Genomic DNA, 21,645 nt, shown 5'->3' on the forward strand with positions numbered 1-21,645 from the left:
GGCCCTACAGGTCGATGCCGGTCAGCACCATCACCCGTGGCTCGGTGTAGTCGTCCATGGCGCTGCGCAGCCCCTCCCGGCCGACCCCGCTGGCCTTGGTGCCGCCGTACGGCATCTGGTCGGCCCGGTACGACGGCACGTCGCCGACGACGACCCCGCCGACCTGGAGCGTACGGTGGGCGCTGAACGCGGTCCGGAGGTCGTGCGTGAAGATCCCGGCCTGGAGCCCGTACATCGAGTCGTTGATCGCGGCGAATCCCGCCTCGTCGTCGGCGACCGGGGCGATGACCAGCACCGGACCGAAGACCTCCTCGGTGCAGACCTTCGCGTCGGCCGGCGCACCGGTCAGGACCGTCGGCGGGTAGGTCGCGCCCTCCCGCCGGCCGCCGGCCGCGATCTCGGCACCGGCGGCGACGGCCTCGTCGACCCACGCCTCGACCCGGCGGGCGGCCTCCTCGCTGATCAGCGGCCCGACGTCGACGGTCTCGTCGGTGGGGTCGCCAACCCGCAGCGCCTCGACGGCGGTGACCAGCCGGGGCAGGAAGCCGTCGTAGAGCCATTCGTGCACGTAGACCCGTTGAACGGCGATGCAGCTCTGCCCGGCCTGGTAGTTGGCGAACGTGGCGATCCGCTGGGCGGCGTAGGTGAAGTCGGCGTCGGCGGCGTAGTCCTCGCAGATCAGCGCCGCGGCGTTGCCGCCGAGTTCGAGCGTGACGTGCTTGCCGGGTACGGCGGCCTGGATCGCCGCGCCGACCGGCCCCGAGCCGGTGAACGACACCACCGGCAGCCGGGGGTCCTCGACCAGGTCGGCGGCCCGGTCGTTGGGCAGCGGAAGCACCGAGAACATGCCGGCGGGCAGGTCGGTCTCGGCGAGCAGTTCGCCGAGCAGGAGGGCGGACAGCGGTGTCGCGGGCGCCGGTTTGACGATGATCGGGGCGCCGACCGCGATCGCCGGGGCGACCTTGTGGGCGACCAGGTTGAGCGGGAAGTTGAACGGCGTGATGCCCAGGACCGGTCCCTTGGGCACCCGGCGGACCACGGCGAGCCGGCCGGCCGACGCCGGGTCGGTGTCGAGTCGCTGGAGGTCGCCGGAGAAGCGGCGGGCCTCCTCGGCGGCCCACCGGAAGGTGGCGACGGCCCGGCCGACCTCGGCCCGCGCCCACTTGACCGGCTTGCCGTTCTCGGCGGTGATCAGGCGGGCGACCTCGTCGGCCCGTTCGGCGAGCCGGCGCGACACGTGGTCGAGCGCGGCCGCCCGCCGGAACGCCGGGAGCGCCGCCGCCACCGCGGTGATCCCGACGGCGGCCGAGATCGCGGCTTCGACCTGGTCCGGGGTGGCGTACGTGGTACGCCCGGCCGGGCGCCCGTCGTACGGGTGCCGCACGGTCAGCGTGTCGTCGCTGACGGCGGGCTGCCCGGCGACGTAGAACGGGATCGGTTCCACGTACCGCAGCCTAGTGGCGCCCGGCCGGTCCGGCCGCCGGCCGGGCCGACCCGGGCCGCGCCGGCGGTCGGCCCGGCGGCCCGCTCGGCGCCTTGTCGTCCGCGGTGACGTCGGTCACGATTGGGTACGAGGAGGACGACGCCGATGTCCAACCCGTGGCTCGCCCTGCGGTCCGGGGCCGATCCCAGCGAGCGGATCGGTCAGGTGGGACGCGCCCACGAGCGGTTTGTCACCGGCGAAACCGGAGACCCGGTGCCCGACCAGGTGCGGGGCGTCGTCGCCGACTCGTGGCGACGGTCGGCGGGTGCCCTCGTCGATCCGGACGCCACCGCCCCGATCGACCTCAGCGACGACGAGTTGGACAGCTACCGGGCCGGGCATCCGCTGGCGGCCGTGCTGCCGGTCTTCCGGGACCTGCTCGGCGGCATCGCCGACGACGGCGAGCACATCATGGCGGTCTGCGACGCGCACGGCCGGATGCTCTGGGTCGAGGGCCATCCCCGGGTGCTGCGCCGGGCCGAGGCGATGAACTTCGTCGCCGGGGCCCGCTGGGACGAGCGGCACGCCGGCACCAACGCGCCCGGGGTCGCGCTCGCCGTCGACCACTCGGTGCAGATCTTCGCCACCGAGCACTTCAGCCGGTTGGTGCAGCCGTGGACGTGTGCGGCGGCACCGATCCACGATCCGCTGACCGGGCGGCTGCTCGGCGCCATCGACGTCACCGGGGGTGACCATCTGGCGAACCCGCACAGCCTGGCGCTGGTGCGGGCGACCGCGCGGGCGGCCGAGGCACATCTCGCCGGGCTGGCGCGGGCGGCCGGGGCGCGGCCGGGCGCGGCACTGACCGCGCTGGGCCGGGACGAGGCGGTGCTGACCGTCGACGGGCGCCCGGTCCGGCTGGGTCGCCGGCACAGCGAGCTGGTGGTGCTGCTCGCCTGCCATCCGGAGGGGCGCAGCGGCGACCAGCTCGGCCTCGACCTCTACCGCGACGCGATGCTCAACCCGGTCACCGTACGGGCCGAGCTGTCCCGGTTGCGGCGGATTCTCGGGCCGGCCCTGCTCGACTCCCGGCCCTACCGGCTGCTGGTCGGTCTGGACGCCGACTTCACGGCGGTAACCCGACTCCTCGATCAAGGACGGGTCGCCGAGGCGCTCGACGCGTACCGCGGTCCGCTCCTGCCCGGGTCGGACGCGCCCGGCGTGGTCCGGCTCCGCCGGTTGCTCGACGGCCAGCTCCGGGCCGGGGTGCTCGCCACCCGCGACCCGGCGCTGCTGTCGGCCTGGACCCGGGCCCCGTGGGGCGGCGACGACCTGGAGATGTGGGAGGCCCTCGCCACGCTGCTGCCACCCGGGTCGCCGCGCCGGCCACTCACCCTCGACCGGGTACGCCACCTGCGCGGCGAGTACGGCCTCGCGGCGCGGCCGGGGACGGCCACGGGACGGCCCGGCAGCCCGGTCGGGCGCCACCCGCGCGCAACGTAGTTGCAACGTCGGCGAAACTAGCGTGACCGGCATCACCGCCGCCCCGCACCCGGGCGGCTGACGCCGGGAGGGCACACCATGACCCTTTACGCAGCGCCGGGCACCGAAGGTGCGCTCGCGTCGTATCAGACCCGCTACGACCACTGGATCGGCGGCGAGTACGTCAAGCCGGCCCGCGGCCAGTACTTCGAGAACGTCACCCCGGTCACCGGCCGCCCCTTCACCGAGATCGCCCGCGGCACCGCCGAGGACGTCGAGCTGGCGCTGGACGCCGCGCACGGCGCCGCCGACGCGTGGGGCCGTACCCCGGTCGCCGAACGCGCCAACATCCTCAACCGGATCGCCGACCGGATGGAGGCCAACCTCGAACTGCTCGCCGTCGCCGAGACCTGGGAGAACGGCAAGCCGGTGCGGGAGTGCCTGGCGGCCGACATCCCGCTCGCGATCGACCACTTCCGGTACTTCGCGGGGGCGATCCGCGCCCAGGAGGGCTCGCTCGGCGAACTCGACGACGACACCGTGGCGTACCACTTCCACGAACCGCTCGGCGTGGTCGGCCAGATCATCCCGTGGAACTTCCCGCTGCTGATGGCGACCTGGAAGCTGGCCCCGGCGCTGGCCGCCGGCAACGCGGTCGTACTCAAGCCGGCCGAGCAGACCCCGGCCTCGATCCACCTGTGGCTGAGCCTGGTCGCCGACCTGCTGCCGCCGGGCGTGGTCAACATCGTCAACGGCTTCGGCGTCGAGGCCGGCAAGCCGCTGGCGAGCAGCCCGCGGGTGGCCAAGGTCGCGTTCACCGGCGAGACCACCACCGGGCGGCTGATCATGCAGTACGCCAGCGAGAACATCAAGCCGGTCACGCTGGAACTCGGCGGCAAGAGCCCGAACATCTTCTTCGACGACGTCAGCTCCGCCAACGACGCCTTCTTCGACAAGGCGCTCGAGGGGTTCACCATGTTCGCCCTCAACCAGGGCGAGGTCTGCACCTGCCCGTCGCGCGCCCTGATCCAGCAGGGCCACTACGCCGACTTCCTGGCTGCCGCCGTCGAGCGGACCAGGGCGGTGAAGCAGGGCAACCCGCTGGACACCGACACCATGATCGGGGCGCAGGCGTCCAACGACCAACTGGAGAAGATCCTGTCCTACCTGGACATCGGACGGCAGGAGGGGGCCAAGGTGCTGACCGGCGGCGCCCGCGCCGATCTCGGCGGCGACCTCGCCGGCGGCTACTACGTGCAGCCGACCATCTTCGAGGGCGACAACGCGATGCGGATCTTCCAGGAGGAGATCTTCGGCCCGGTCGTCTCGGTGACCTCGTTCAGCGATTTCGCCGACGCCATCAAGATCGCCAACGACACCCTGTACGGCCTCGGCGCCGGCGTGTGGACCCGGGACATGAACACCGCGTACCGGGCCGGGCGCGCCATCCAGGCCGGCCGGGTGTGGACCAACTGCTACCACGCGTACCCGGCACATGCGGCGTTCGGCGGCTACAAGCAGTCCGGCATCGGCCGGGAGAACCACAAGATGATGCTGGAGCACTACCAGCAGACCAAGAACCTGCTGGTCAGCTACTCCCCCGACAAGCTCGGATTCTTCTGATGGGCGGCCCCCCGGACGCCGGCCCGGACACCGGGGCGGCCGTCGAGCGGGTCGCGGTGACCCCCGCGGCGGCCGACCTCATCCGGTCGCTGCGGGAGGCACACGGGCCGCTGATGTTCCACCAGTCCGGCGGGTGCTGCGACGGCAGCGCGCCGATGTGCTATCCGGCGGGCGAGTTCCGGACCGGCGCCTCCGACGTACTCCTCCAGTCGCTCCAGGTTGACGGGGTGCCCGAACCGGTGCCGTTCTGGATGTCGGCGTCGCAGTACGAACGCTGGCGGCACACCCACCTGACCGTCGACGTCGTGCCGGGAAGGGGCAGCGGGTTCTCGCTGGAGGCGCCGGAGGGGGTGCGCTTCCTGATCCGCTCCCGCCTGCTGACCTGACCCGTACGGCCCGGTCCGTGGTCCGCCACGGGCCGGGCCGGCGGGCTCAGCGCGCGGCCCGGCCGCCGACCAGGACCCGGGCGGCGAGGTCGGGGCGCATCAGCGACCGGGGCGGCGCGATCAGGTTGAGCACCCGGGCGAACGCCTCGGTCAGGGTCGCGTCGCGGCGGGCGGCCGCCTGGAGCCGGCGCAGGTAGGCGTTCACGAACCGGATCGTGCGGGTGCGCTCCCCCGGCACGCCCGGATGCGCCAGATCCGAGCCGGTCACGATCTCCCACGGTACGTCGATGATCGGCGCGACGGCCCGGAAGAACTCCGGGGCCGACACCCCGTCGGGCGCCATCCGCAGCAGGGTGGCCGCCTCCATCGCCGAGACGCTCATCCCCTGCGCGTACTGGGGGTTGAAGCTGCAGATCGCGTCGCCGATCACGAGCAGGCCGGCCGGGAAGCGGTCCAGGCGCTCATAGCGGCGGCGCACGCTGGCCGGGAACCGGAAGATCGCCGGGTCGTCGAGCGGCTCGGCCGCCCGGAGGATCCCGTCGAACTCCGGTGCCCGCAGGGTCCGCGCGAAGGCGAGGAACCCGTCGAGGTCGGCGGGCGCGGCGTCGCCGAGGATGCCGAAGACGGTGGCGACGGCCCGGCCCTGCTCGACGACCTGAAGGACGCCGCCGCGCGGGTTGGTCACCGACGGCGCCACGATGACCGTGTGGTTGCCACCGAGGCCGTCCGGCGCCATCTTGAACTTCCGGGTCGTGTAGCTGAGGTTGATCTCGAGCCGCTCCTCCGCCGGTGCCGCGTAGCCCATTTCGGTGAGCCAGCGCGGGGTGCGCGAGCCGCGCCCGGTCGCGTCGACCACCAGGTCGGCGGGAACGGTCTCCCCGCCACCCCCGCCGGACCGCCGGTGGATCCGCGCCCCGGTGACGGCACCGGCATCCGAGTCGAGTCCGGCGACGTCACAGCCGTCGATCACCTTCAGGTTCGCAATGTCGAGCACCCGGGTCCGGACGTAGCTCTCCAGGTAGGGCCGGCTCACCGCCAGGCCGAGTTCGCCGATGGTGCCCTGGCGCAGTGGATGCCCGTCGGCGTAGAGCCGGATGCCGCCGCACATGTCGCCGGCCGGCACACCCGCGTCGACGAGGTCGGCGGTGGCACCGGGCAGCAGTGTCTCGATCGCCCGCAGCCCGCCGACGAGCAGACCGTGCGCGTGCCGCCCGTGCGGTACGCCGGTCCGGGGCGTGGTCGAGGTGCCGGCCGGCAGCGGGTCCCGCTCGACGAGCACCACCTCGCCGTAGCTGCCGGCGAGTGCGCGGGCGGCGAGCAGGCCGGCCACGCTCCCGCCGAGTACGACGGCACGGTCCTTTGTGGCCATCCGGGCGCCCTCCCAAGGTCAAGTGGACCGTAGGGCGGGCTCCCGGCACGGTCAACGAGCCCTGTGCGCCGATGCGGCATTCGGCGTGCTGTGTGCGTTGTGGCGCCCGTCGTGGGAATGGGCGCCGCCCGGCGGCTCGCCGGGCGGCGCGGCATCCGGGCTAGGCCCAGGGTGCGGTCGGGTACCAGGGGATGATCTCGCGCCGGGCGAGCAGGCGGACGTCCCAGTAGAGGAACGTGAAGGCGCCGGCGACGAGGAACGCGACGGCGGTGATGACGGTGAGGCGGCGCGGGTTGGCGGTCAGCCACCGCTGGAGCCGGTTGCCGGTGAAGTTGGCGATGATCAGGAAGAGGATCGCCATCACCAGAATGTTGCCGATCGACTGGAGGCTGAACGCGGCGGCGCCGTAGAGCGGGTTTCCGCTTTCGGCGGCGTCGCGGAACATCTGCCGGAAAAGCGGGAACGGCCGGCCGATCAGGAACGCGCCGATCAGGATGCCCATGAAGACCATCGGGGCGTTCGGGAATCGCTTGGAGATCTTGGCGAACGGGTCGCGGACCAGCCCCAGCGACGCCAATCCGAGATACAACATGACCAGGCCGATGATGCCGTAGACGACCATCGACTGGATGCTGCGCGGGGAAAGGCTGCCGGGCTGGTTGGCCGCCTGCGAGAACTGTGGCATCGAGGTGCCGACGAGCCCGACGATCACGCCGTACACCGATGACACGGCGAGCATTCCGACCGACACCCAGCCGAGCGGCTTGAGGGTGTGCACGATGCGGCTCCACCGGCTGCCGCCACTGCCCAACAACGGGGCCATCGCGCCGAAGGTGGCGATGTTACAGGCGGTGAACGTGCCGGCCAGCCCGGAAACAAAGGCGAAAAGAATCCCGGCGGCGATGCCGGCGATCGGGGTTTCCTTGGCGTCGTGGCCGAGCAGGGTGTTGGCGACGTTGTCACCGATGGTGGAGTCGACGAAGTGGGCCGACCAGACCACCGTCAGCAGGAAGCCGGCCAGCACACTGAGGCCGATGATCAATCCGCGTCGGCGCGGGAAATGACCATTGACGAATGGTGACGTCGCTTTCGGCTCGGACGCGGCGTCGACGGATGGCGCGGAGATCGTTTCCGGTGCGGCGCGCAGCAGTTCACCAGGGGGCGGTTTGACCACAGATTTCTCCTGACCTGGATCGCAGGAAGAGGGATTGGTGGCCAGATGATAGGCAGAAAAAGGCAGGCAAAAGCCGACCGTTGATTGATTTCTGTCAACCTAAGATGCCGTGTTGATCAGATACGGAATTGATCTCGCCGCGGCCTACCGGTGGATGCCGCGGCGACCTACCGCACGTCGAGGGCGGCCCGCTCCGGCTGGTGGGGCACCGACCCGGCCGGCCCGGACAGCTTGCGCCACAGGAACTCGTACGTCAGCGCCGACATGAACGCCGCCTGCTCGTTGTCGGCCGCGCCGCCGTGCCCGCCCTCGACGTTCTCGTAGTACGACACGTCGTAGCCCTGCCCGGCCAGCCGGGCCGCCATCTTGCGGGCGTGGCCGGGGTGCACCCGGTCGTCGCGGGTCGAGGTGGTCAGCAGCACCGGCGGGTACGGCTGCCCGGGGCGCACGTTCTGGTAGGGCGAGTATTCGCGCAGGAACGCCCAGTCGTCGGGGTTGTCGGGGTCGCCGTACTCGGCCACCCAGGACGCCCCGGCGAGCAGCAGGTGGTAGCGGCGCATGTCGAGCAGCGGCACCTGCACGACGATCGCGCCGAACAGTTCCGGGTAGCGGGTCAGCATGACCCCCATCAGCAGGCCGCCGTTGCTGCCGCCCCTGGTGCCGAGCCGGGCCGGCTCGGTGATGCCGCGGGTCACGAGGTCGGTGGCGACGGCGGCGAAGTCCTCGTACGCCCGCGGCCGGCGCTCGCGCAGTGCGGCGTGGTGCCACCGCGGACCGTACTCGCCGCCGCCGCGGATGTTGGCGACCACGTAGGTGCCGCCCCGGGCCAGCCAGCCCCGGCCGGCGACCGCGTCGTAGGCGGGCGTACGGGCGATCTCGAATCCGCCGTACCCGGTCAGCAGGGTGGGTCCGGGCGACGCGTCCGGGTCGCCGACCACGAAGTAGGGGACCCGGGTGCCGTCGGCGGAGGTGGCGAAGAACTGCCGGACGGTAAGCCCGTCGGTGTCGAAGTACGCCGGTTCCCGCTTGACCGGTTCGACGCCGCCGCCGACCGTGCCGATGCGCAGCGTGTCGGGTTGCAGGAACCCCTCCGACGTCGTCACGTAGTAGTCGTCGTGGTCCGGCTCGGTGTCCAGGATTCCACTGTGGTCCATCGCCGGGCCGCCGGGCAGCGGCTCCCGCCGCCAGCCGTCCGGGCCGGGCGTCAGCACCAGCAGTTCGGTCCGTACGTCGCGCAGCAGCACCAGGAGCAGGTGGTTGCGGGTCCACGCGTATTCGCTGACCGACGTTCGCGCGTCCGGCACGAAGAGCACCGTCAGGTCCCGCCCACCGGCAAGGAACTCGTCGAACGTGATGACCAGCAGCGCACCCGCCGGATGCGTCACGTCGCCGACGGTCCAGTCCGAGCGCGGCCGGACCAGCAGCCATTCCCGGTGCACGTCCCAGTCGGCGTCGTCGGGTACGTCGACCCGGCGCAGCGTCCCGTCGGGGGCCAGCAGGTGGCTCTCGCTGCGGAAGAAGTCGATACGGCGGCTGACGAAGTCGCGTACGAACCCCGGCGTCGGGTCGTGACTGGCGTGCACCGCCACGTCCTCGGCCCGCCCCTCGAAGACGGTCGGCGCCTGCGCCAGCGGGGTGCCCCGGCGCCACCGCCGGACGACCCGGGGATAGCCGGACGCGGTGAGTGAGCCGGGCCCGAGGTCGGTCCCGACGTAGATGTGGTCGACGTCGATCCAGCCGACGTTCGTCTTCGCCTCGGGCAGGGTGAACCCGTCGGCGACGAAGGCCAGGTCGACCAGGTCGAATTCGCGTACGACGGTGGCGTCCGCGCCGCCCCGGGACAGGCTGACCAGACAGCGACGGTGGTCTGGGCGTAGCACAGCCGCCCCGGCCCAGACCCAGTTCTCGTCCTCGTCGGCGGCGAGCGCGTCGATGTCGAGCAGGATCTGCCAGTCCGGTTCGGGCCGGCGGTAGTCGTCGAGGGTGGTCCGCCGCCACAGGCCGCGGGGGTGGGCGGCGTCCCGCCAGAAGTTGTAGACGTGGTCGCCGCGGCGGGCGACGTAGGGGATGCGGTCGTCGGCGTCGAGCACCTGCCGGATCTCGGCCTTCAGGTCGTCGAACGTGCCGCCGGTGGCGAGCCGCGCGACGGCCTCGGCGTTGCGCTCACGCACCCAGGTGCCGGCGTCGGCGCCGTCGACGTCTTCGAGCCACAGGTATTCGTCACCCATCCGGGCAATGATTCCCGACGTCCGCGCCGGACGGAAGCCGGGATACCCGGATCAGGAGTCGAAGCCGAGGCCGAGGCGGTCGAGGGTGCGTAGCCAGGCGTCGCGGCGGCCCTCGTTCGCGTCGGCGCGGGCCATCGAGCGGCGGGTCAACTGGATCACGGCGGTGCGCAGCGGCTCGGGCGGGAACGGGACCGGCCGGTCGCGGACGAGGGCGAGCCGGGTCAGTTCGGTGTCGGCGCCGGCGAGCAGGTCGAGCATGACCCGGGCACCGAAGCGGGTGGCGCCGACGCCGAGGCCGGTGAATCCGGCGCTGTAGGCGAGGCGGCCGTCGTAGGCGGTGCCGTGGAAGGCGCAGAACCGGGTGCAGGTGTCGATGACGCCGCCCCAGGTGTGGCTGAACCGTACGCCGTCGAACTGCGGGAAGGTGGCCCGGAAGTGTTCGGCCAGCCGGACGAAGGTGACGGTCCGGTGTTCCAGCGCGGGCGTCATCCGGCCACCGGCGTGGTAGACGGCGTCGTAGCCGCCGAACAGGATGCGGTCGTCGGCGGTGCGCCGGTAGTAGTGGAACTGGTTGGCGGCGTCGGAGATGCCCTGCCGGTTGTGCCAGCCGACGGCGGCGAGTTGGGCTGGGCTCAACGGCTCGGTCATCAGCGCGTAGTCGTAGACCGGCACGAGGTAGTGCCGCAGGCGGCGCAGCAGCGGCGGGAAGGCGTTGGTGGCCAGCGCCACCCGGTCGGCGCGCAGCCGCCCGTGTGGCGTACGCAGGCGAAGCGCGGCCCGGTCGCGGTGCAGGCCGGTGACCCGGGTGTGTTCGTGGATGCGTACGCCGAGGTCGAGGCAGACCCGGCGCAGTCCCCAGGCGAGCCGGGCCGGGTCGAGCATCGCGACCCCGTCGGTGTCCCAGAACCCGCCGAGGTAGGTGGGCGAGTCGATCTCGGCGCGCAGCGCGTCGCGGTCGAGCAGGATGCCGGGGTGGCCGAGCCGGGCGGCGAGGGCGGCGTCGTCGGCGATCCCGGCGAGCTGGTACGGCTCGACGGCGACGGTGAGTTCGCCGGTGCGCCGGAAGTCGCAGTCGATGTCGTACCGGTCGACGGTCGCCCCGATGTCGTCGAGGTTGGCGCGGCCGAGCCGTTCGAGGGTGACGATCTCGTCGGGGAAGAGGGCGGCGCCGTTCGCGGAGCCGTGGGTCAGCGAGGCGGCGCAGAATCCGCCGTTGCGCCCGGAGGCGGCCCAGCCGCAGGTGCCGGCCTCCAGGACGACGACGTCGCGGCCGGGGTCGGCCTGTTTCGCGAGCAGGGCGGTCCACAGGCCGCTGTAGCCGCCGCCGACGACGGCCAGGTCGGCACTGTCGGCGCCGGTCAGGGGCGGCAGCGGGTCGGGACGTTCCGGCCGGTCGAGCCAGTAGGGGCGGTGGACGGCGTCGGCGAGGGCGCGCCGGGCGGCGGCCGTCACCGGGCACCGCCGGCCCGGGGTCGCCGGCGCGGTACGGCGGTGCCGAGCACGAAGAGCACGGCGATCGCGAACATGGCGGTGCCGACGACGTTGACCTGGGGCGGGATGCCGCGCTGGGCGGCGCCCCAGACGTACATGGGGAAGGTGACGGTGCTGCCGGAGTTGAAGTTGGTGATGATGAAGTCGTCGAACGACAGCGAGAAGGCCAGCAGGGCGGCGGCCACGATGCCGGGCGCGGCGAGCGGCAGCGTGACCCGGCGGAAGGTCTGCCACGGGCCGGCGTAGAGGTCCATCGCCGCCTCCTCCAGTCGGCCGTCCATTCCGGACAGTCGGGCTTTGACGGTGACCACGACGAACGATACGCAGAACATCACGTGGGCGACGACGACGGTCCAGAAGCCGAGCGGCACCCGGCCGGCGACGAAGAGCGTCAGCAGCGACGAGCCGAGGACCACCTCGGGGGTCGCCATCGGCAGCAGCACCAGCAGGCTGACCGCCGGCCGGGCGCGGAACCGGTGCCGGGCCAGGGCGAACGCCATCAGGGTGCCGAGCACGGTCGCGCCCAGCGTGGCGACCAGCCCGATCTGGGCGCTGCGCCACACGGCCGCGCACAGTTCGGCGTTGGCGCACGGGTTCGCCCAGTTGTCGACGGTGAACTCGTGAAAGTCGTACGACAGCCGCGACGAGGGCCGGTTGAACGACAGCGCGGCGACGACGCCGACCGGCAACAGCAGGTAGCCGAGCACCATCAGCCCGACGGCGGTCACCCAGTGGGCGGCGAGCCACCGCGCCGGCCGGTTCACCACACCTCCCCGGCCCGGCCCCGGCGCAGGCCGGCGACGACGAGCGCGAGCACCATCGCCATCAGCAGGAACGACAGCGCGGCGGCCTGCGGATAGTCGAGCCGGACCAGGAACGCCGAGTCGATCGCGTTGCCGACCAGGTATTCGTTGGGGCTGCCGAGCAGCCGGGCGTTGACGTAGTCGCCGCTGGCCGGGATGAAGAAGAGCAGGATGCCGGCGGTCAGGCCGGGTGCCGACAGCGGCAGGGTGACGGTGACGAAGGTCCGCAGCCGGCCGGCGTAGAGGTCGCGGGCCGCCTCCAGCAGCCGCCCGTCGAGCCGTTCGAGGCTGGCGTACAGCGGCAGCACCAGGAACGGCAGGAAGTTGTACGTCAGGCCGAGCACGACCGCGACCGGGGTGGCCAGCAGCCGGCCGTCCGGCTCCAGCAGGTGCAGGTCGCGCAGCACGCCGACCAGCCAGCCGTTGTCCGACAGGATCGTCTTCCAGGCCAGGGTGCGGACCAGGAAGCTGGTGAACATCGGGGCGACCACGCAGACCATGAGCAGGTTCTTCCAGCGGCCGGCCCGGCGGGCCATCGCGTACGCCAGCGGATAGCCGAGCAGCAGGGCGATCGCGGTGGCGATGCCGGCGTAGAGCAGCGACCGGCCGAAGTGGCCGCCGTACGCCCGCAGGGCCGCCGGGTAGTTGCCGAACGACCAGGTCATGTCGTAGCCGTCGGCGACCGAGCCGGCCGGGTCGTAGAGGCTGGTCGCGGCGAGTTGGCCGGCGGGCGCGACGAAGAACAGCGCCAGCCACAGCCCGCCGGGCAGGACCAGCAGGTACGGCAGCAGCCGCCGGCTCGTCTTCACGGGTGGGTGCCGGCCGGCCCGGGTCCGGTGTCGCCGGGCACCAGGAAGGCGTGGGCCGGGTTCCAGTGCGCCACCACGGCAGCCCCGGTTCCGGCCCCGACGGCCGGGTCACCGGTCCCGTACGCGGCGAACGCCGTCAGTTCGGCGCCCCACGGGGTGCGTACCAGGTGGCGGGTGCCGAGCCCCACGTACGACGAGTCGGTGACCACGCCGGTGACGTGCTGGTGGCCGGCCGGGACGTCCGTGCCGTCGGGGGCCAGGTGCAGCCGTTCGGGGCGTACGCCGAGCAGGACCGGGCCGGCGGTGGACCGGGACCGGCCGGCGGGCACCGAGAACCGCGAGCCGTACGCCTCGATCAGCACCTCGCCACCGGCCCGGCCGGTCACGCGGCCGGTGAGGAGGTTGGCCTGGCCGAGGAAGTTGGCCACGAACGCGGTGGCCGGCAGTTCGTAGAGGTCGGCCGGGGCACCCAACTGCTCGACCCGGCCGGCGTTGAGCACCGCGACCGTGTCGGCCAGCGTCATCGCCTCCTCCTGGTCGTGGGTGACGTGCACGAAGGTGGCGCCGACGCCGGTCTGGATGCGTTTGAGCTCGATCTGCATCTGCCGGCGCAGCTTCAGGTCGAGCGCGCTGAGCGGCTCGTCGAGCAGCAGCACGCGGGGTTCGTTGACCAGCGCCCGGGCGAGCGCGACCCGCTGCTGCTGCCCGCCGGAGAGTTCGGCGGGCCGACGCCGCTCGAACCCGTCGAGCCGGACCATCTCGAGCATCCGCGCGACCCGGCCGGCCACGCCGGCCATTCCCCGGCGACGCAGGCCGAACGCGACGTTGTCGAAGACGTCCAGGTGCGGAAAGAGCGCGTAGCTCTGGAACACGGTGTTGACCGGCCGCTGGTACGGCCGCAGGTCGGTGACGTCGCGGCCGGCGAGGAACACCCGGCCGGCGGTGGGCTGTTCGAGACCGGCGACGATGCGCAGTGTGGTGCTCTTGCCGCAGCCGGACGGGCCGAGCAGCGCGAAGAACGATCCCTGCGCGACGGTCAGGTCGAGGTCGTCGACGGCGGCGACGGCGCCGAACCGCTTGGTGACGCCGACCAGTCGCAGCTCGCCGGCAGGCTCCTTTTCGGCCATCCGGTCACGCCCCGATGACCTGCTGGAACTTCGTTTCGTACGCCCGCTCCTGCTCGTCGGTGAGGGCCATGAACACCTTCGTACCGGCCAGCGTCGCGTCGTCGGGGAAGATCAGCGGGTGGTCGGCGAGCGTCGGGTCGATCCGCTCCATCTCGGCCCGCGCGCCCTCGACGGGGCAGATGTAGTTGACGTACGCGGCGAGCTGGGCGGCGACGGCGGGCTCGTAGTAGTGGTTGATCAGCTCTTCGGCGTTGGCCTTGTGGGTGGCCCGGTTGGGCACCTGGAGGTTGTCGGAGTAGAGCATCGCGCCGGATTCGGGGGCGACGAAGCGGATCCGGTCGTCGGTGGCAGCGAGCTGGATGATGTCGCCGGACCAGCCGATGCAGGCGGCGATGTCACCGCGGGCCAGTTCGGGAGCGTAGTCGTTGCCGGTGAACCGGCGGATCTGGCCGTCGGCGACCGCCCGGCGCAGCCGCTCCAGCGCGTCGTCGAACTGCGCGTCGGTGAAGTCGGCCGGGTCGTGTCCGGCCGACTGGAGCAGCAGTCCCATCGTGTCGCGCATCTCGGTCAGCGCGGTCACCCGGCCCTTCAGGTCGGGCCGGGTGAGCAGTTCGTCGATGGTCCGCACCTCGCCGGTCACGGCGCCGTTGTAGGCGAGCCCGGCGAGTCCGGACTGCCACGGTACGGCGAGTTCGCCGGTGGGGTCGAAGGGCCGGTCACGCAGCGAGGCGAGCAGGTTGCGCTCGACGTTGGGCAGCCGGGAGCGGTCGAGTTTCTGCACCCAGCCGAGCCGGATCAGGCGGGCCGACATCCAGTCGGTGAGCACGATCAGGTCGCGGCCGATGGGCTGGCAGGCGGCGAGTTGGGCCTGCACCTTGCCGAAGAACTCGTTGTTGTCGTTGATGTCCTCGGTGTAGGTGACCCGGATGCCGGTCCGGTCGACGAACGCGTCGAGGGTGGGCCGCCGGTCGGGGTCGGTGTCGTCGACGTCGAGGTACTGGATCCAGTTGGAGAAGTTCAGCCACCGTTCGGTGTCCGACAGGTCGTCGCTGGCGCAGCTCTCCCCGGTCTGCCGCGCTCCCTCGGTGCCGCAGCCGGCGACCCCGCCCGCGACGGCCAGCACGCCGGCGCCGAACGCACCGCGCATGATGGAGCGGCGGGACAGGCGGTGCGCGGACAGCAGTGCGGCGACCGCGGGCGCCGGCGGGGAGTGGAAGCTGTTGTGCATGGTGACGGCTCCTGCGGCGGTCGGATCCGGTGGTGGTGGATCCAGGCGGTCGTCGATGGGGTGTCGCCGACTACTGATCTTGGCATGCAATAGGGTATGTCACAAGGGATTTCGTTGCATATCTTGGTTTTTGCCACGAAATACACCTTCGACACTTGACACCGGGCGGGCACGCACTCGCGCCCCACGGCAGACAGGGGGGAACGGATGGTCGCGCGACAACTTGACGACCGCCGCACCACCGGGAACGGACGACGGGTCGCGGTCCGCGAAAGTACCGACAACGCGCCCGTCGACGAGGTGGCGAGACAGATCATCGAACAACTACAGGAGGACGGCCGGCGGGCGTACGCCACGATCGGCAGGGCGGTCGGGCTCTCCGAGGCGGCCGTACGCCAGCGGGTGCAGCGGCTGCTCGACGCCGGGGTGATCCAGATCGTGGCGGTGACCGACCCGCTACGCCTCGGCTTCCCCCGGCAGGCGATGGTCGGCCTGCGCACCTCTGGCGACCTGGAACGGGTGGCCGACCGGCTGGCCGAACTCGACGAGATCAGTCACGTGGCCATCACGGCCGGTTCGTTCGACCTGCTGGCCGAGGTGGTCTGCCGTGACGACGACCACCTGCTGGAGATCCTGCGGCAGCTCCGGACGGCCGACGGCGTCGTGTCGACCGAGGCGTTCGTCTACCTGAAGCCACCCCACCCGCCGCGCTGACCGGGCAGCGGTCGCGCCGTCGGTGGGCTCAGTGGGTGGGCGGGATGACCCGCAGATGGCCACGCCGGCCGACCTGCGGCCCCTGCCCGTCGTCGGGCTCTTCGGTGCGCTGCACCGGACGGGCCGCCTCGCGCACCGCCTCGGCCAGTGCGACCAGGTCGTCGGTGGTCGGCGGCGGCGGCTCGAACTCGCCCTCGTGCCGGACGACGTCCCAGCCCCGCGGGGCGGTCAGACTGCGGGCGTGCTGCTCGCACAGGTCGTAGGTGTGCGGCTCGGCGAAGGCGGCCAGCGGCCCGACCACCGCCGTCGACTCGGTGTAGACATAGGTCAGCGTGGCGACGGCCTGTCGGGGGCAGCCGTTGCGGGAGCAACGCCGTGGTGACCTCACGGCGGGCACGTTATCTCTCTTACCGGGTCTCCCGCTCCTGTTACCGCCGCGACACGCCGATGATCCGTAGATCACGATCTGACGACGCGCCACGGCCGGCGCCGTCCGCCGTCCGGTCGGGCGGTCGCGGGACTACCCTGGCGACGTGAACATGGGGATGGGGGGCGGTCCGGCGTGCCGGCCGGACCAGGACAGGACCGACCGCCGGAGGGTGGGCCGGCACGACCGGGCGGCACCACACCGGGTACGGGTCGCCGGCGCCGGACCCGCGTACGGCGGGAGGGCGAGGTGACCGTCCCGCAGCACCGGCGCCCCGGTCCGGGCCGCCGTTCCCGGCGCGACCGGCACGGGCGTGGCCTGCGCGGGCGACTCGTGCCCGCGACCGTGCCGCTGTCGCGGACCAAGGCCGAGATCTTCGACGACCTGGTGCTCGACACGGTGGAGACCCTGGAGCGCCGCTTCGCCAAGGAACTGGCCGGCGTCGAGTTCGCCGTCGAGGACGTGCCGCCGGACCTCAACGTCTACGACTCCGACGTGCTGGAGGACGGCGAGGTGCCGCTCGCCCGGCTCCTGCCGGGCCGGCCCGGCCGGCAGGAGGTGCCGCCGCGGATCGTGCTCTACCGGCGGCCGCTGGAGTTCCGCGCGATGGACCGGGAGGACCTCGCCGACCTGGTGCACGACGTGATCATCGAGCAGGTCGCCAACCTGCTCGGCGTCGATCCGGACGAGTTGGCCTGAGCGGCCCCGGCGGGACGCTCCGTCGTGCCGGACCCGCCGGATCGGGCCGACGGCGGGTGGCCGGACCGGGCGGCCCCCACCGCCCGGCCGTCAGCCGGTGTTTCGTGGTCCGCGGGGCGGACCGGGACGGATCAGGCGACCCGACGCTTGAGCTTGCGCCGTTCGCGCTCGGACAGGCCGCCCCAGATGCCGAACCGTTCGTCGTGGCCCAGCGCGAACTCCAGGCATTCGGTCTGGACCTCGCAGCGCGAGCAGATGCGCTTCGCCTCGCGGGTGGATCCGCCCTTCTCAGGGAAGAACGCCTCGGGGTCGGTCTGCGAGCACAGCGCCCGCTCCTGCCACTCCGGCGCATCTCCGAGCAGGTCGGCTACTTCTAGCCGGCCGTCCATGCATGCCTCCTTATCGCGCGCCAGCAGCGGTGCCGGCGCAACCCCCCACGCGGAAGGCGTGTCTATTGCCCCGAACGGTGGCTTTTCATGCCCCCCGTTCGGACAACCCCAACCGAAATTACACGCGTGTAATGCGTGCGTCGTCAAGCCGAACCTGATAAATGGGGTCGCTTTTTCGCCGTGTCCTGACGGCCCCTCCGAGCCGCCTCGCTGCCCTATCGATCCAGCCCCCGGACGGGTAACGCCCGTATCGGCGAGTCGCCCGGAGAAATCGGCGTGCCGCGTTGATTGTGGCCGTAACCAGGCGGTTCCGCACGACGAATGGCAATATCGACGACGGGCAGCCCGTCACGCCGCCCGGCTTCGCGGCCGGGCCGCTCTGAGCTGCCCGATCGACCCGCCACCCGGTCGCGCCGGGGTCCGGCGACCGGGCCGCGCGGCCCGCCGGGCGGGCCGGCTCAGCGGGTCCGGCCGTACGCCGTGGTGCGCTCGCGCGCCGGCCGGCCGGCCGCCTCGGCCATCGCGTGCAGTTGTGCGACCGTACGCGCCGAACCGTTGTCGGATCCCGCCATCCGGGAAATTGTCTCCTCCATCAGGGTGCCGCCGAGATCGTTGCAACCGCCCCGGAGCATCGCGACCGTGCCCTCGTCGCCGAGTTTCACCCACGAACACTGGATGTTGTCGATCCGGCCGTGCAACAGCAGCCGGGCCATCGCGTGGACGATCCGGTTCTCCCGCCAGGTCGGGCCGGGCCGGGCGATTCCGGCCAGATAGATCGGCGCGTTGGTGTGCACGAACGGCAACGCCACGAATTCGGTGAACCCGCCGGTGCGGTCCTGGACCCCGGCCAGCACCCGGAAGTGCCCGAGCCACTGCCGGGGGTGGTCGACGTGGCCGTACATCATGGTCGAACTGGACCGGATGCCGAGCTGGTGCGCGGTCGTGACGACCTCGACCCAGGTGGCGGCCGGCAGCTTGCCCTTGGTGAGCACCCAGCGCACCTCGTCGTCGAGGATTTCGGCGGCGGTGCCCGGAATGGTGTCCAGACCGGCTTCCCGCAGCATCGTCAGCCAGTCCCGGATGGACAGTCCGCCCTTGGCGGCGGCGGTGACGATCTCCATCGGCGAGAACGCGTGCACGTGCATCCCCGGCACCCGGGCCTTGACCGCCCGCACGATGTCCGCGTACGTGGTGATCGGCAGCTTCGGGTCGATGCCGCCCTGCATGCAGACCTCGGTCGCACCCGCCCGCCACGCCTCCTCGGCCCGGTCGGCGACCTGCTCGACGGAGAGCCGGAACGCGTCGGCGTCACGTTCCCGCTGGGCGAAGGCACAGAACCGGCAGCCGACGTAGCAGACGTTGGTGAAGTTGATGTTGCGGTTGACGATGTAGGTGACGTCGTCGCCGACGGCGTCCCGGCGTACGTCGTCCGCGATCCGGCACACCTCGTCGAGTGCCGCGCCCTCGGCGCCGAAGAGCGCCATGGCCGCCGCCTCGTTCGCCGGTTCGAGCAGGGCCGCCGGGTCGTCGGCGGCCAGCTTCAGTCCAGCGAGCAGGTCGGCCGGGGTACGCGCCGGAGCACCGCCCGGCGTCACCTGGGCGGCGACCTCGGCCCAGTCGCCGTACACGCTGTCGAAGTCGCCGCGCCGGTCGCCGGTGCGACCGGTGGTGTCGATCGTCGCGTGCAGGTCGGTGCGACCGCCGGGGACGAACGAGTCCTCCGGCTCCTGCCACGGCCGGCCGACCGGACGGGCCTCCTCGTCCGCCAGGCCGGTCGCCGGCTCGGCCAGCGCCGCCACGTGCGGCCCCAGGCGCGGGTCGAGCCAGGGGTCGCCCCGCCGCAGGTATTCGGGGTAGATGGTGAGCCGTTCGCGCAGCGTGAAACCGGCGGCGGCGCTGTGCTTGGCCAGCTCGTCGATCTGCGGCCAGGGCCGCTCCGGGTTGACGTGGTCCGGGGTCACCGGGGACACCCCGCCCCAGTCGTCGATGCCGGCCCGCAGCAGCAGCTCGTATTCGCCGGCGATCAGGTTGGGCGGGGCCTGGATCCGGGCCTTTGGGCCGAGCAGGACGCGGGCGACCGCCACGGTGGCCGCCAGGTCGTGCAGTTCGGCGTCGGGCATGCCGCGCATCGCGGTGTCCGGCTTGGCGCGGAAGTTCTGCACGATGACTTCCTGGATGTGGCCGTACTCGCGGGCCGCCCGGCGGATCGCGAAGATCGAATCGATCCGCTCCGCCCGGTTCTCCCCGATGCCGATCAGGATGCCGGTGGTGAACGGCACCGCCACCCGGCCGGCGTCGTCGAGCACCCGCAGCCGGACCGCGGGCTCCTTGTCGGGCGAGCCGTAGTGCGGGCCGCCGGGCTCCGACCACAGCCGGGTCGCGGTCGTCTCCAGCATCATGCCCATGCTCGGCGCCACCGGCTTGAGCCGCTGCAGCTCGGCCCACGAGAGCACGCCGGGGTTGAGGTGCGGCAGCAGGCCGGTCTCCTCCAGCACCGCGATCGCGCAGGCGCGTACGTAGTCCAGCGTCGAGTCGTAGCCGCGCTCGTCGAGCCACCGCCGCGCCGCCGGCCAGCGCTCCTCCGGCCGGTCGCCGAGCGTGAACAGCGCCTCCTTGCAGCCCTGGGCGGCGCCGTCGCGGGCGATCGCCAGCACCTCGTCACGGTCGAGGAAGGCCGCCGGCAGCCGGTGCGGAACAGTCGCGAACGTGCAGTAGTGGCACCGGTCCCGGCAGAGCCGGGTGAGCGGGATGAACACCTTCCTGGAGTACGTCACCACACCCGGCCGGCCGGCCTCGCGCAGTCCGGCGTCGCGGATACCCGAGGCGATCGCGAGCAGCCGGTCAAGGTGCTCGCCGCGCGCGGCGAGCAGATCGGCGGCCTCACCCGGGTCGAGGGCCTGCCCGTCGGCGGCCCGCCGGAGCGCGCGGCGCAGGCTGGCCTCGGTCGGTCGGGGGTCGGTGCTGTCAACCACGTGTGCAGCCTAGGCCGTACCACCTGTCGCGGTCGGTGGTAGCGGTCACACACGCCGCGAGGGCGCCCCCGGCGGGAGCGCCCTCGCGGTCATCGGGCCGTCGGCCCCGCGGTTCAGGACTGGTAACGCTGCGTCGGCTCGTCGCCCACCGCGGCGGCCGGCGGTGGCGAACCGGCCGACGGCTGCTGGCTGGCCGGGTTGATCAGTTGGGTGCGCTGGCTCAGGTCGTCCTCGCCGGTGGCGACCGCCTGGGTCGACTCGGCACCGGCGCCTCCCTTGGTCAGGCTGGGTCCGGCCGGCTGGCCGGGCACCGCCGGGGCGGACGGCGGCGCCGAGATCGGCGCGTACGGCGACGGCGCGGCCGGGGGTGCCGGCATCGTGTACGGCCCGGCGACGACCTGCGTCGGGTCCTCGCCCGGCGGGGCGGGCGCCGGGGTGAATCCGGCCGGCCCGGCCGGCGGCGCGGACGCCGGCGGTCCCGAGGCGGGTGGCGCCGACGCGGGCGGGGCCGAGGCCGGCGCGGGCGGGGCGGAGGCGGGACCGGCCGGGAACGCGCCCGACTGGGCACCGGTCTGGTCCTGCGGTGCCCACTGCTGGCCGTACGCCCCCGGCGGGTAGGCGGCCGGCTGCTGCCCGGTCGGCTGGCCGTAGCCCGGCTGCGGCGGGTAGCCGGGCTGCGCCGGGTAGCCCGGCTGGGTGGGGTAACCGGGCTGCTGGCCCTGCGGGTAGCCGGGCTGCTGGCCGTACTGCGGCGGGTAGCCGCCCTGCTGCGGGTAGCCGGGCTGGCCGTACAGGCCGGGCTGCGGCTTGGGCTTGGCGACGTAGAACAGCTTCTGCCACACCTTGAACACCACCAGCGCGGCCACGGCGAGCAGCGCCAGGTAGGCGAAGCGGGCGAGCAGGCCGGTCAGCACGTCCCGGAACCGGCCGTCGATGAACCCGCCGGCCAGGAAGGAGAACAGGGTGACGACCCCGAACAGCGCCGAGGCGGCATATTCGGCCAGGGCGCCGATCGTGATCAGCTTGGCCCGGCCGGTGACCGGCTCGATGTGGGTAACCAGCAGCACCGCCAGCAGCGGCAGGACGATCTGCTCCAGCCCGGCGAAGTCGAAGAACGTGCTGCCGGCCCGGGTGGCGAAGCTGCTGCTGGTGGAGTAGGGCACCAACAGGTTGATGAGGCCGACGAAGAGCAGGATGGCGTTCGCGCCGAGAAGCACCGCCGCGATGAGTTCGCGCAGTGGCTTGGTTATCTGGCTGGCCGGCGCCTTTTCGGCGGGCGCGGGCTCGGGTTGGCTGCTCAA

18 protein-coding genes are annotated in these 21,645 nt (G+C 72.5%); 5 read left to right on the forward strand and 13 right to left on the reverse strand.

The window, feature by feature from the left end; genetic code table 11:
- Positions 1-4: 4 nt before the first annotated feature.
- A complete protein-coding gene (locus tag AB0I42_RS03390) occupies positions 5-1,444 on the reverse strand; it encodes an aldehyde dehydrogenase family protein (protein WP_357533771.1) in 1,440 nt (479 codons plus the stop codon).
- 144 nt (positions 1,445-1,588) lie between these two features.
- Between AB0I42_RS03390 and AB0I42_RS03395 the strand changes: the two genes are divergently transcribed.
- The 3 genes from AB0I42_RS03395 to AB0I42_RS03405 all read left to right on the forward strand — a co-directional run bounded on the left by AB0I42_RS03395 (position 1,589) and on the right by AB0I42_RS03405 (position 4,914).
- On the forward strand, positions 1,589-2,926 hold the full coding sequence (locus AB0I42_RS03395) for a GAF domain-containing protein (protein WP_357533772.1): 1,338 nt from the start codon (positions 1,589-1,591) through the stop codon (positions 2,924-2,926).
- Between the two features lie 78 nt (positions 2,927-3,004).
- Positions 3,005-4,528 (forward strand): aldehyde dehydrogenase, encoded by a 1,524-nt coding sequence (adh, locus tag AB0I42_RS03400; RefSeq protein ID WP_357533774.1) that lies wholly within the window; start codon positions 3,005-3,007, stop codon positions 4,526-4,528.
- Positions 4,528-4,914, forward strand: a complete 387-nt coding sequence (locus tag AB0I42_RS03405; protein ID WP_357533776.1) for a DUF779 domain-containing protein — start codon at positions 4,528-4,530, stop codon at positions 4,912-4,914. Before adh ends, AB0I42_RS03405 begins: the two co-directional genes overlap by 1 nt.
- Before the next feature lie 46 nt (positions 4,915-4,960).
- Here AB0I42_RS03405 and AB0I42_RS03410 read toward each other — a convergent pair whose 3' ends face one another.
- The 8 genes from AB0I42_RS03410 to AB0I42_RS03445 form a co-directional block, all read right to left on the reverse strand.
- On the reverse strand, positions 4,961-6,283 hold the full coding sequence (locus AB0I42_RS03410) for an FAD-dependent oxidoreductase (RefSeq protein WP_357533777.1): 1,323 nt from the start codon (positions 6,281-6,283) through the stop codon (positions 4,961-4,963).
- 160 nt (positions 6,284-6,443) lie between these two features.
- Positions 6,444-7,457: a hypothetical protein gene (locus tag AB0I42_RS03415; protein WP_357533778.1), complete on the reverse strand. Its 1,014-nt coding sequence runs from the start codon at positions 7,455-7,457 to the stop codon at positions 6,444-6,446.
- Between the two features lie 167 nt (positions 7,458-7,624).
- Entirely contained in the window at positions 7,625-9,685 is a 2,061-nt protein-coding gene (locus AB0I42_RS03420) for a prolyl oligopeptidase family serine peptidase (protein WP_357533780.1), read from the reverse strand.
- A 51-nt stretch (positions 9,686-9,736) separates the two neighbouring features.
- Complete coding sequence (locus tag AB0I42_RS03425; protein ID WP_357533782.1) at positions 9,737-11,137, reverse strand: FAD-dependent oxidoreductase; 1,401 nt, start codon at positions 11,135-11,137, stop codon at positions 9,737-9,739.
- The gene (locus tag AB0I42_RS03430; RefSeq protein WP_357533783.1) at positions 11,134-11,940 is read right to left on the reverse strand and encodes an ABC transporter permease; all 807 of its coding nucleotides are present in this window, start codon (positions 11,938-11,940) and stop codon (positions 11,134-11,136) included. Before AB0I42_RS03430 ends, AB0I42_RS03425 begins: the two co-directional genes overlap by 4 nt.
- The gene (locus tag AB0I42_RS03435) at positions 11,937-12,788 is read right to left on the reverse strand and encodes an ABC transporter permease (protein ID WP_357533785.1); all 852 of its coding nucleotides are present in this window, start codon (positions 12,786-12,788) and stop codon (positions 11,937-11,939) included. The genes AB0I42_RS03430 and AB0I42_RS03435 overlap by 4 nt, the downstream gene beginning before the upstream one ends.
- Entirely contained in the window at positions 12,785-13,915 is a 1,131-nt protein-coding gene (locus AB0I42_RS03440) for an ABC transporter ATP-binding protein (RefSeq protein WP_357533787.1), read from the reverse strand. The genes AB0I42_RS03435 and AB0I42_RS03440 overlap by 4 nt, the downstream gene beginning before the upstream one ends.
- A 4-nt stretch (positions 13,916-13,919) precedes the next feature.
- Positions 13,920-15,143, reverse strand: coding sequence for a spermidine/putrescine ABC transporter substrate-binding protein (locus AB0I42_RS03445; protein WP_357533788.1), 1,224 nt, complete (start codon positions 15,141-15,143; stop codon positions 13,920-13,922).
- A gap of 207 nt (positions 15,144-15,350) precedes the next feature.
- On the opposite strand from AB0I42_RS03445, the gene AB0I42_RS03450 reads away from it, so the two are divergent.
- Positions 15,351-15,857, forward strand: a complete 507-nt coding sequence (locus tag AB0I42_RS03450) for an Lrp/AsnC family transcriptional regulator (protein ID WP_357533790.1) — start codon at positions 15,351-15,353, stop codon at positions 15,855-15,857.
- A 28-nt stretch (positions 15,858-15,885) separates the two neighbouring features.
- Here AB0I42_RS03450 and AB0I42_RS03455 read toward each other — a convergent pair whose 3' ends face one another.
- Positions 15,886-16,245 carry a DUF3499 domain-containing protein gene (locus tag AB0I42_RS03455; RefSeq protein ID WP_357533791.1) on the reverse strand — a complete coding sequence of 120 codons (360 nt, stop codon included), beginning with the start codon at positions 16,243-16,245 and terminating at the stop codon, positions 15,886-15,888.
- Between the two features lie 288 nt (positions 16,246-16,533).
- Here AB0I42_RS03455 and AB0I42_RS03460 point away from each other — a divergent pair, with 288 nt between their 5' ends.
- The gene (locus tag AB0I42_RS03460) at positions 16,534-16,983 is read left to right on the forward strand and encodes a metallopeptidase family protein (protein WP_357533793.1); all 450 of its coding nucleotides are present in this window, start codon (positions 16,534-16,536) and stop codon (positions 16,981-16,983) included.
- 131 nt (positions 16,984-17,114) lie between these two features.
- Here AB0I42_RS03460 and AB0I42_RS03465 read toward each other — a convergent pair whose 3' ends face one another.
- From AB0I42_RS03465 to AB0I42_RS03475, 3 genes are all read right to left on the reverse strand, one after another.
- Positions 17,115-17,372: a WhiB family transcriptional regulator gene (locus AB0I42_RS03465; protein ID WP_212822629.1), complete on the reverse strand. Its 258-nt coding sequence runs from the start codon at positions 17,370-17,372 to the stop codon at positions 17,115-17,117.
- A 458-nt stretch (positions 17,373-17,830) separates the two neighbouring features.
- The gene (locus AB0I42_RS03470; protein WP_357533795.1) at positions 17,831-20,344 is read right to left on the reverse strand and encodes a bifunctional FO biosynthesis protein CofGH; all 2,514 of its coding nucleotides are present in this window, start codon (positions 20,342-20,344) and stop codon (positions 17,831-17,833) included.
- A gap of 113 nt (positions 20,345-20,457) precedes the next feature.
- Positions 20,458-21,645, reverse strand: a complete 1,188-nt coding sequence (locus AB0I42_RS03475; RefSeq protein WP_357533796.1) for a hypothetical protein — start codon at positions 21,643-21,645, stop codon at positions 20,458-20,460.

Source organism: Polymorphospora sp. NPDC050346 (genome assembly GCF_040655695.1).
GTDB lineage: Bacteria > Actinomycetota > Actinomycetes > Mycobacteriales > Micromonosporaceae > Polymorphospora > Polymorphospora lycopeni.

Excerpts from the sequence above, each read along its gene's own strand:
- AB0I42_RS03395 (WP_357533772.1), top strand. The coding sequence starts at position 1,589 with ATGTCCAACCCGTGGCTCGCCCTGCGGTCCGGGGCCGATCCCAGCGAG.
- adh (WP_357533774.1), top strand. The coding sequence starts at position 3,005 with ATGACCCTTTACGCAGCGCCGGGCACCGAAGGTGCGCTCGCGTCGTAT.
- AB0I42_RS03405 (WP_357533776.1), top strand. The coding sequence starts at position 4,528 with ATGGGCGGCCCCCCGGACGCCGGCCCGGACACCGGGGCGGCCGTCGAG.
- AB0I42_RS03410 (WP_357533777.1), bottom strand. The coding sequence starts at position 6,283 with ATGGCCACAAAGGACCGTGCCGTCGTACTCGGCGGGAGCGTGGCCGGC.
- AB0I42_RS03420 (WP_357533780.1), bottom strand. The coding sequence starts at position 9,685 with ATGGGTGACGAATACCTGTGGCTCGAAGACGTCGACGGCGCCGACGCC.
- AB0I42_RS03440 (WP_357533787.1), bottom strand. The coding sequence starts at position 13,915 with ATGGCCGAAAAGGAGCCTGCCGGCGAGCTGCGACTGGTCGGCGTCACC.
- AB0I42_RS03445 (WP_357533788.1), bottom strand. The coding sequence starts at position 15,143 with ATGCACAACAGCTTCCACTCCCCGCCGGCGCCCGCGGTCGCCGCACTG.
- AB0I42_RS03450 (WP_357533790.1), top strand. The coding sequence starts at position 15,351 with ATGGTCGCGCGACAACTTGACGACCGCCGCACCACCGGGAACGGACGA.
- AB0I42_RS03465 (WP_212822629.1), bottom strand. The coding sequence starts at position 17,372 with ATGGACGGCCGGCTAGAAGTAGCCGACCTGCTCGGAGATGCGCCGGAG.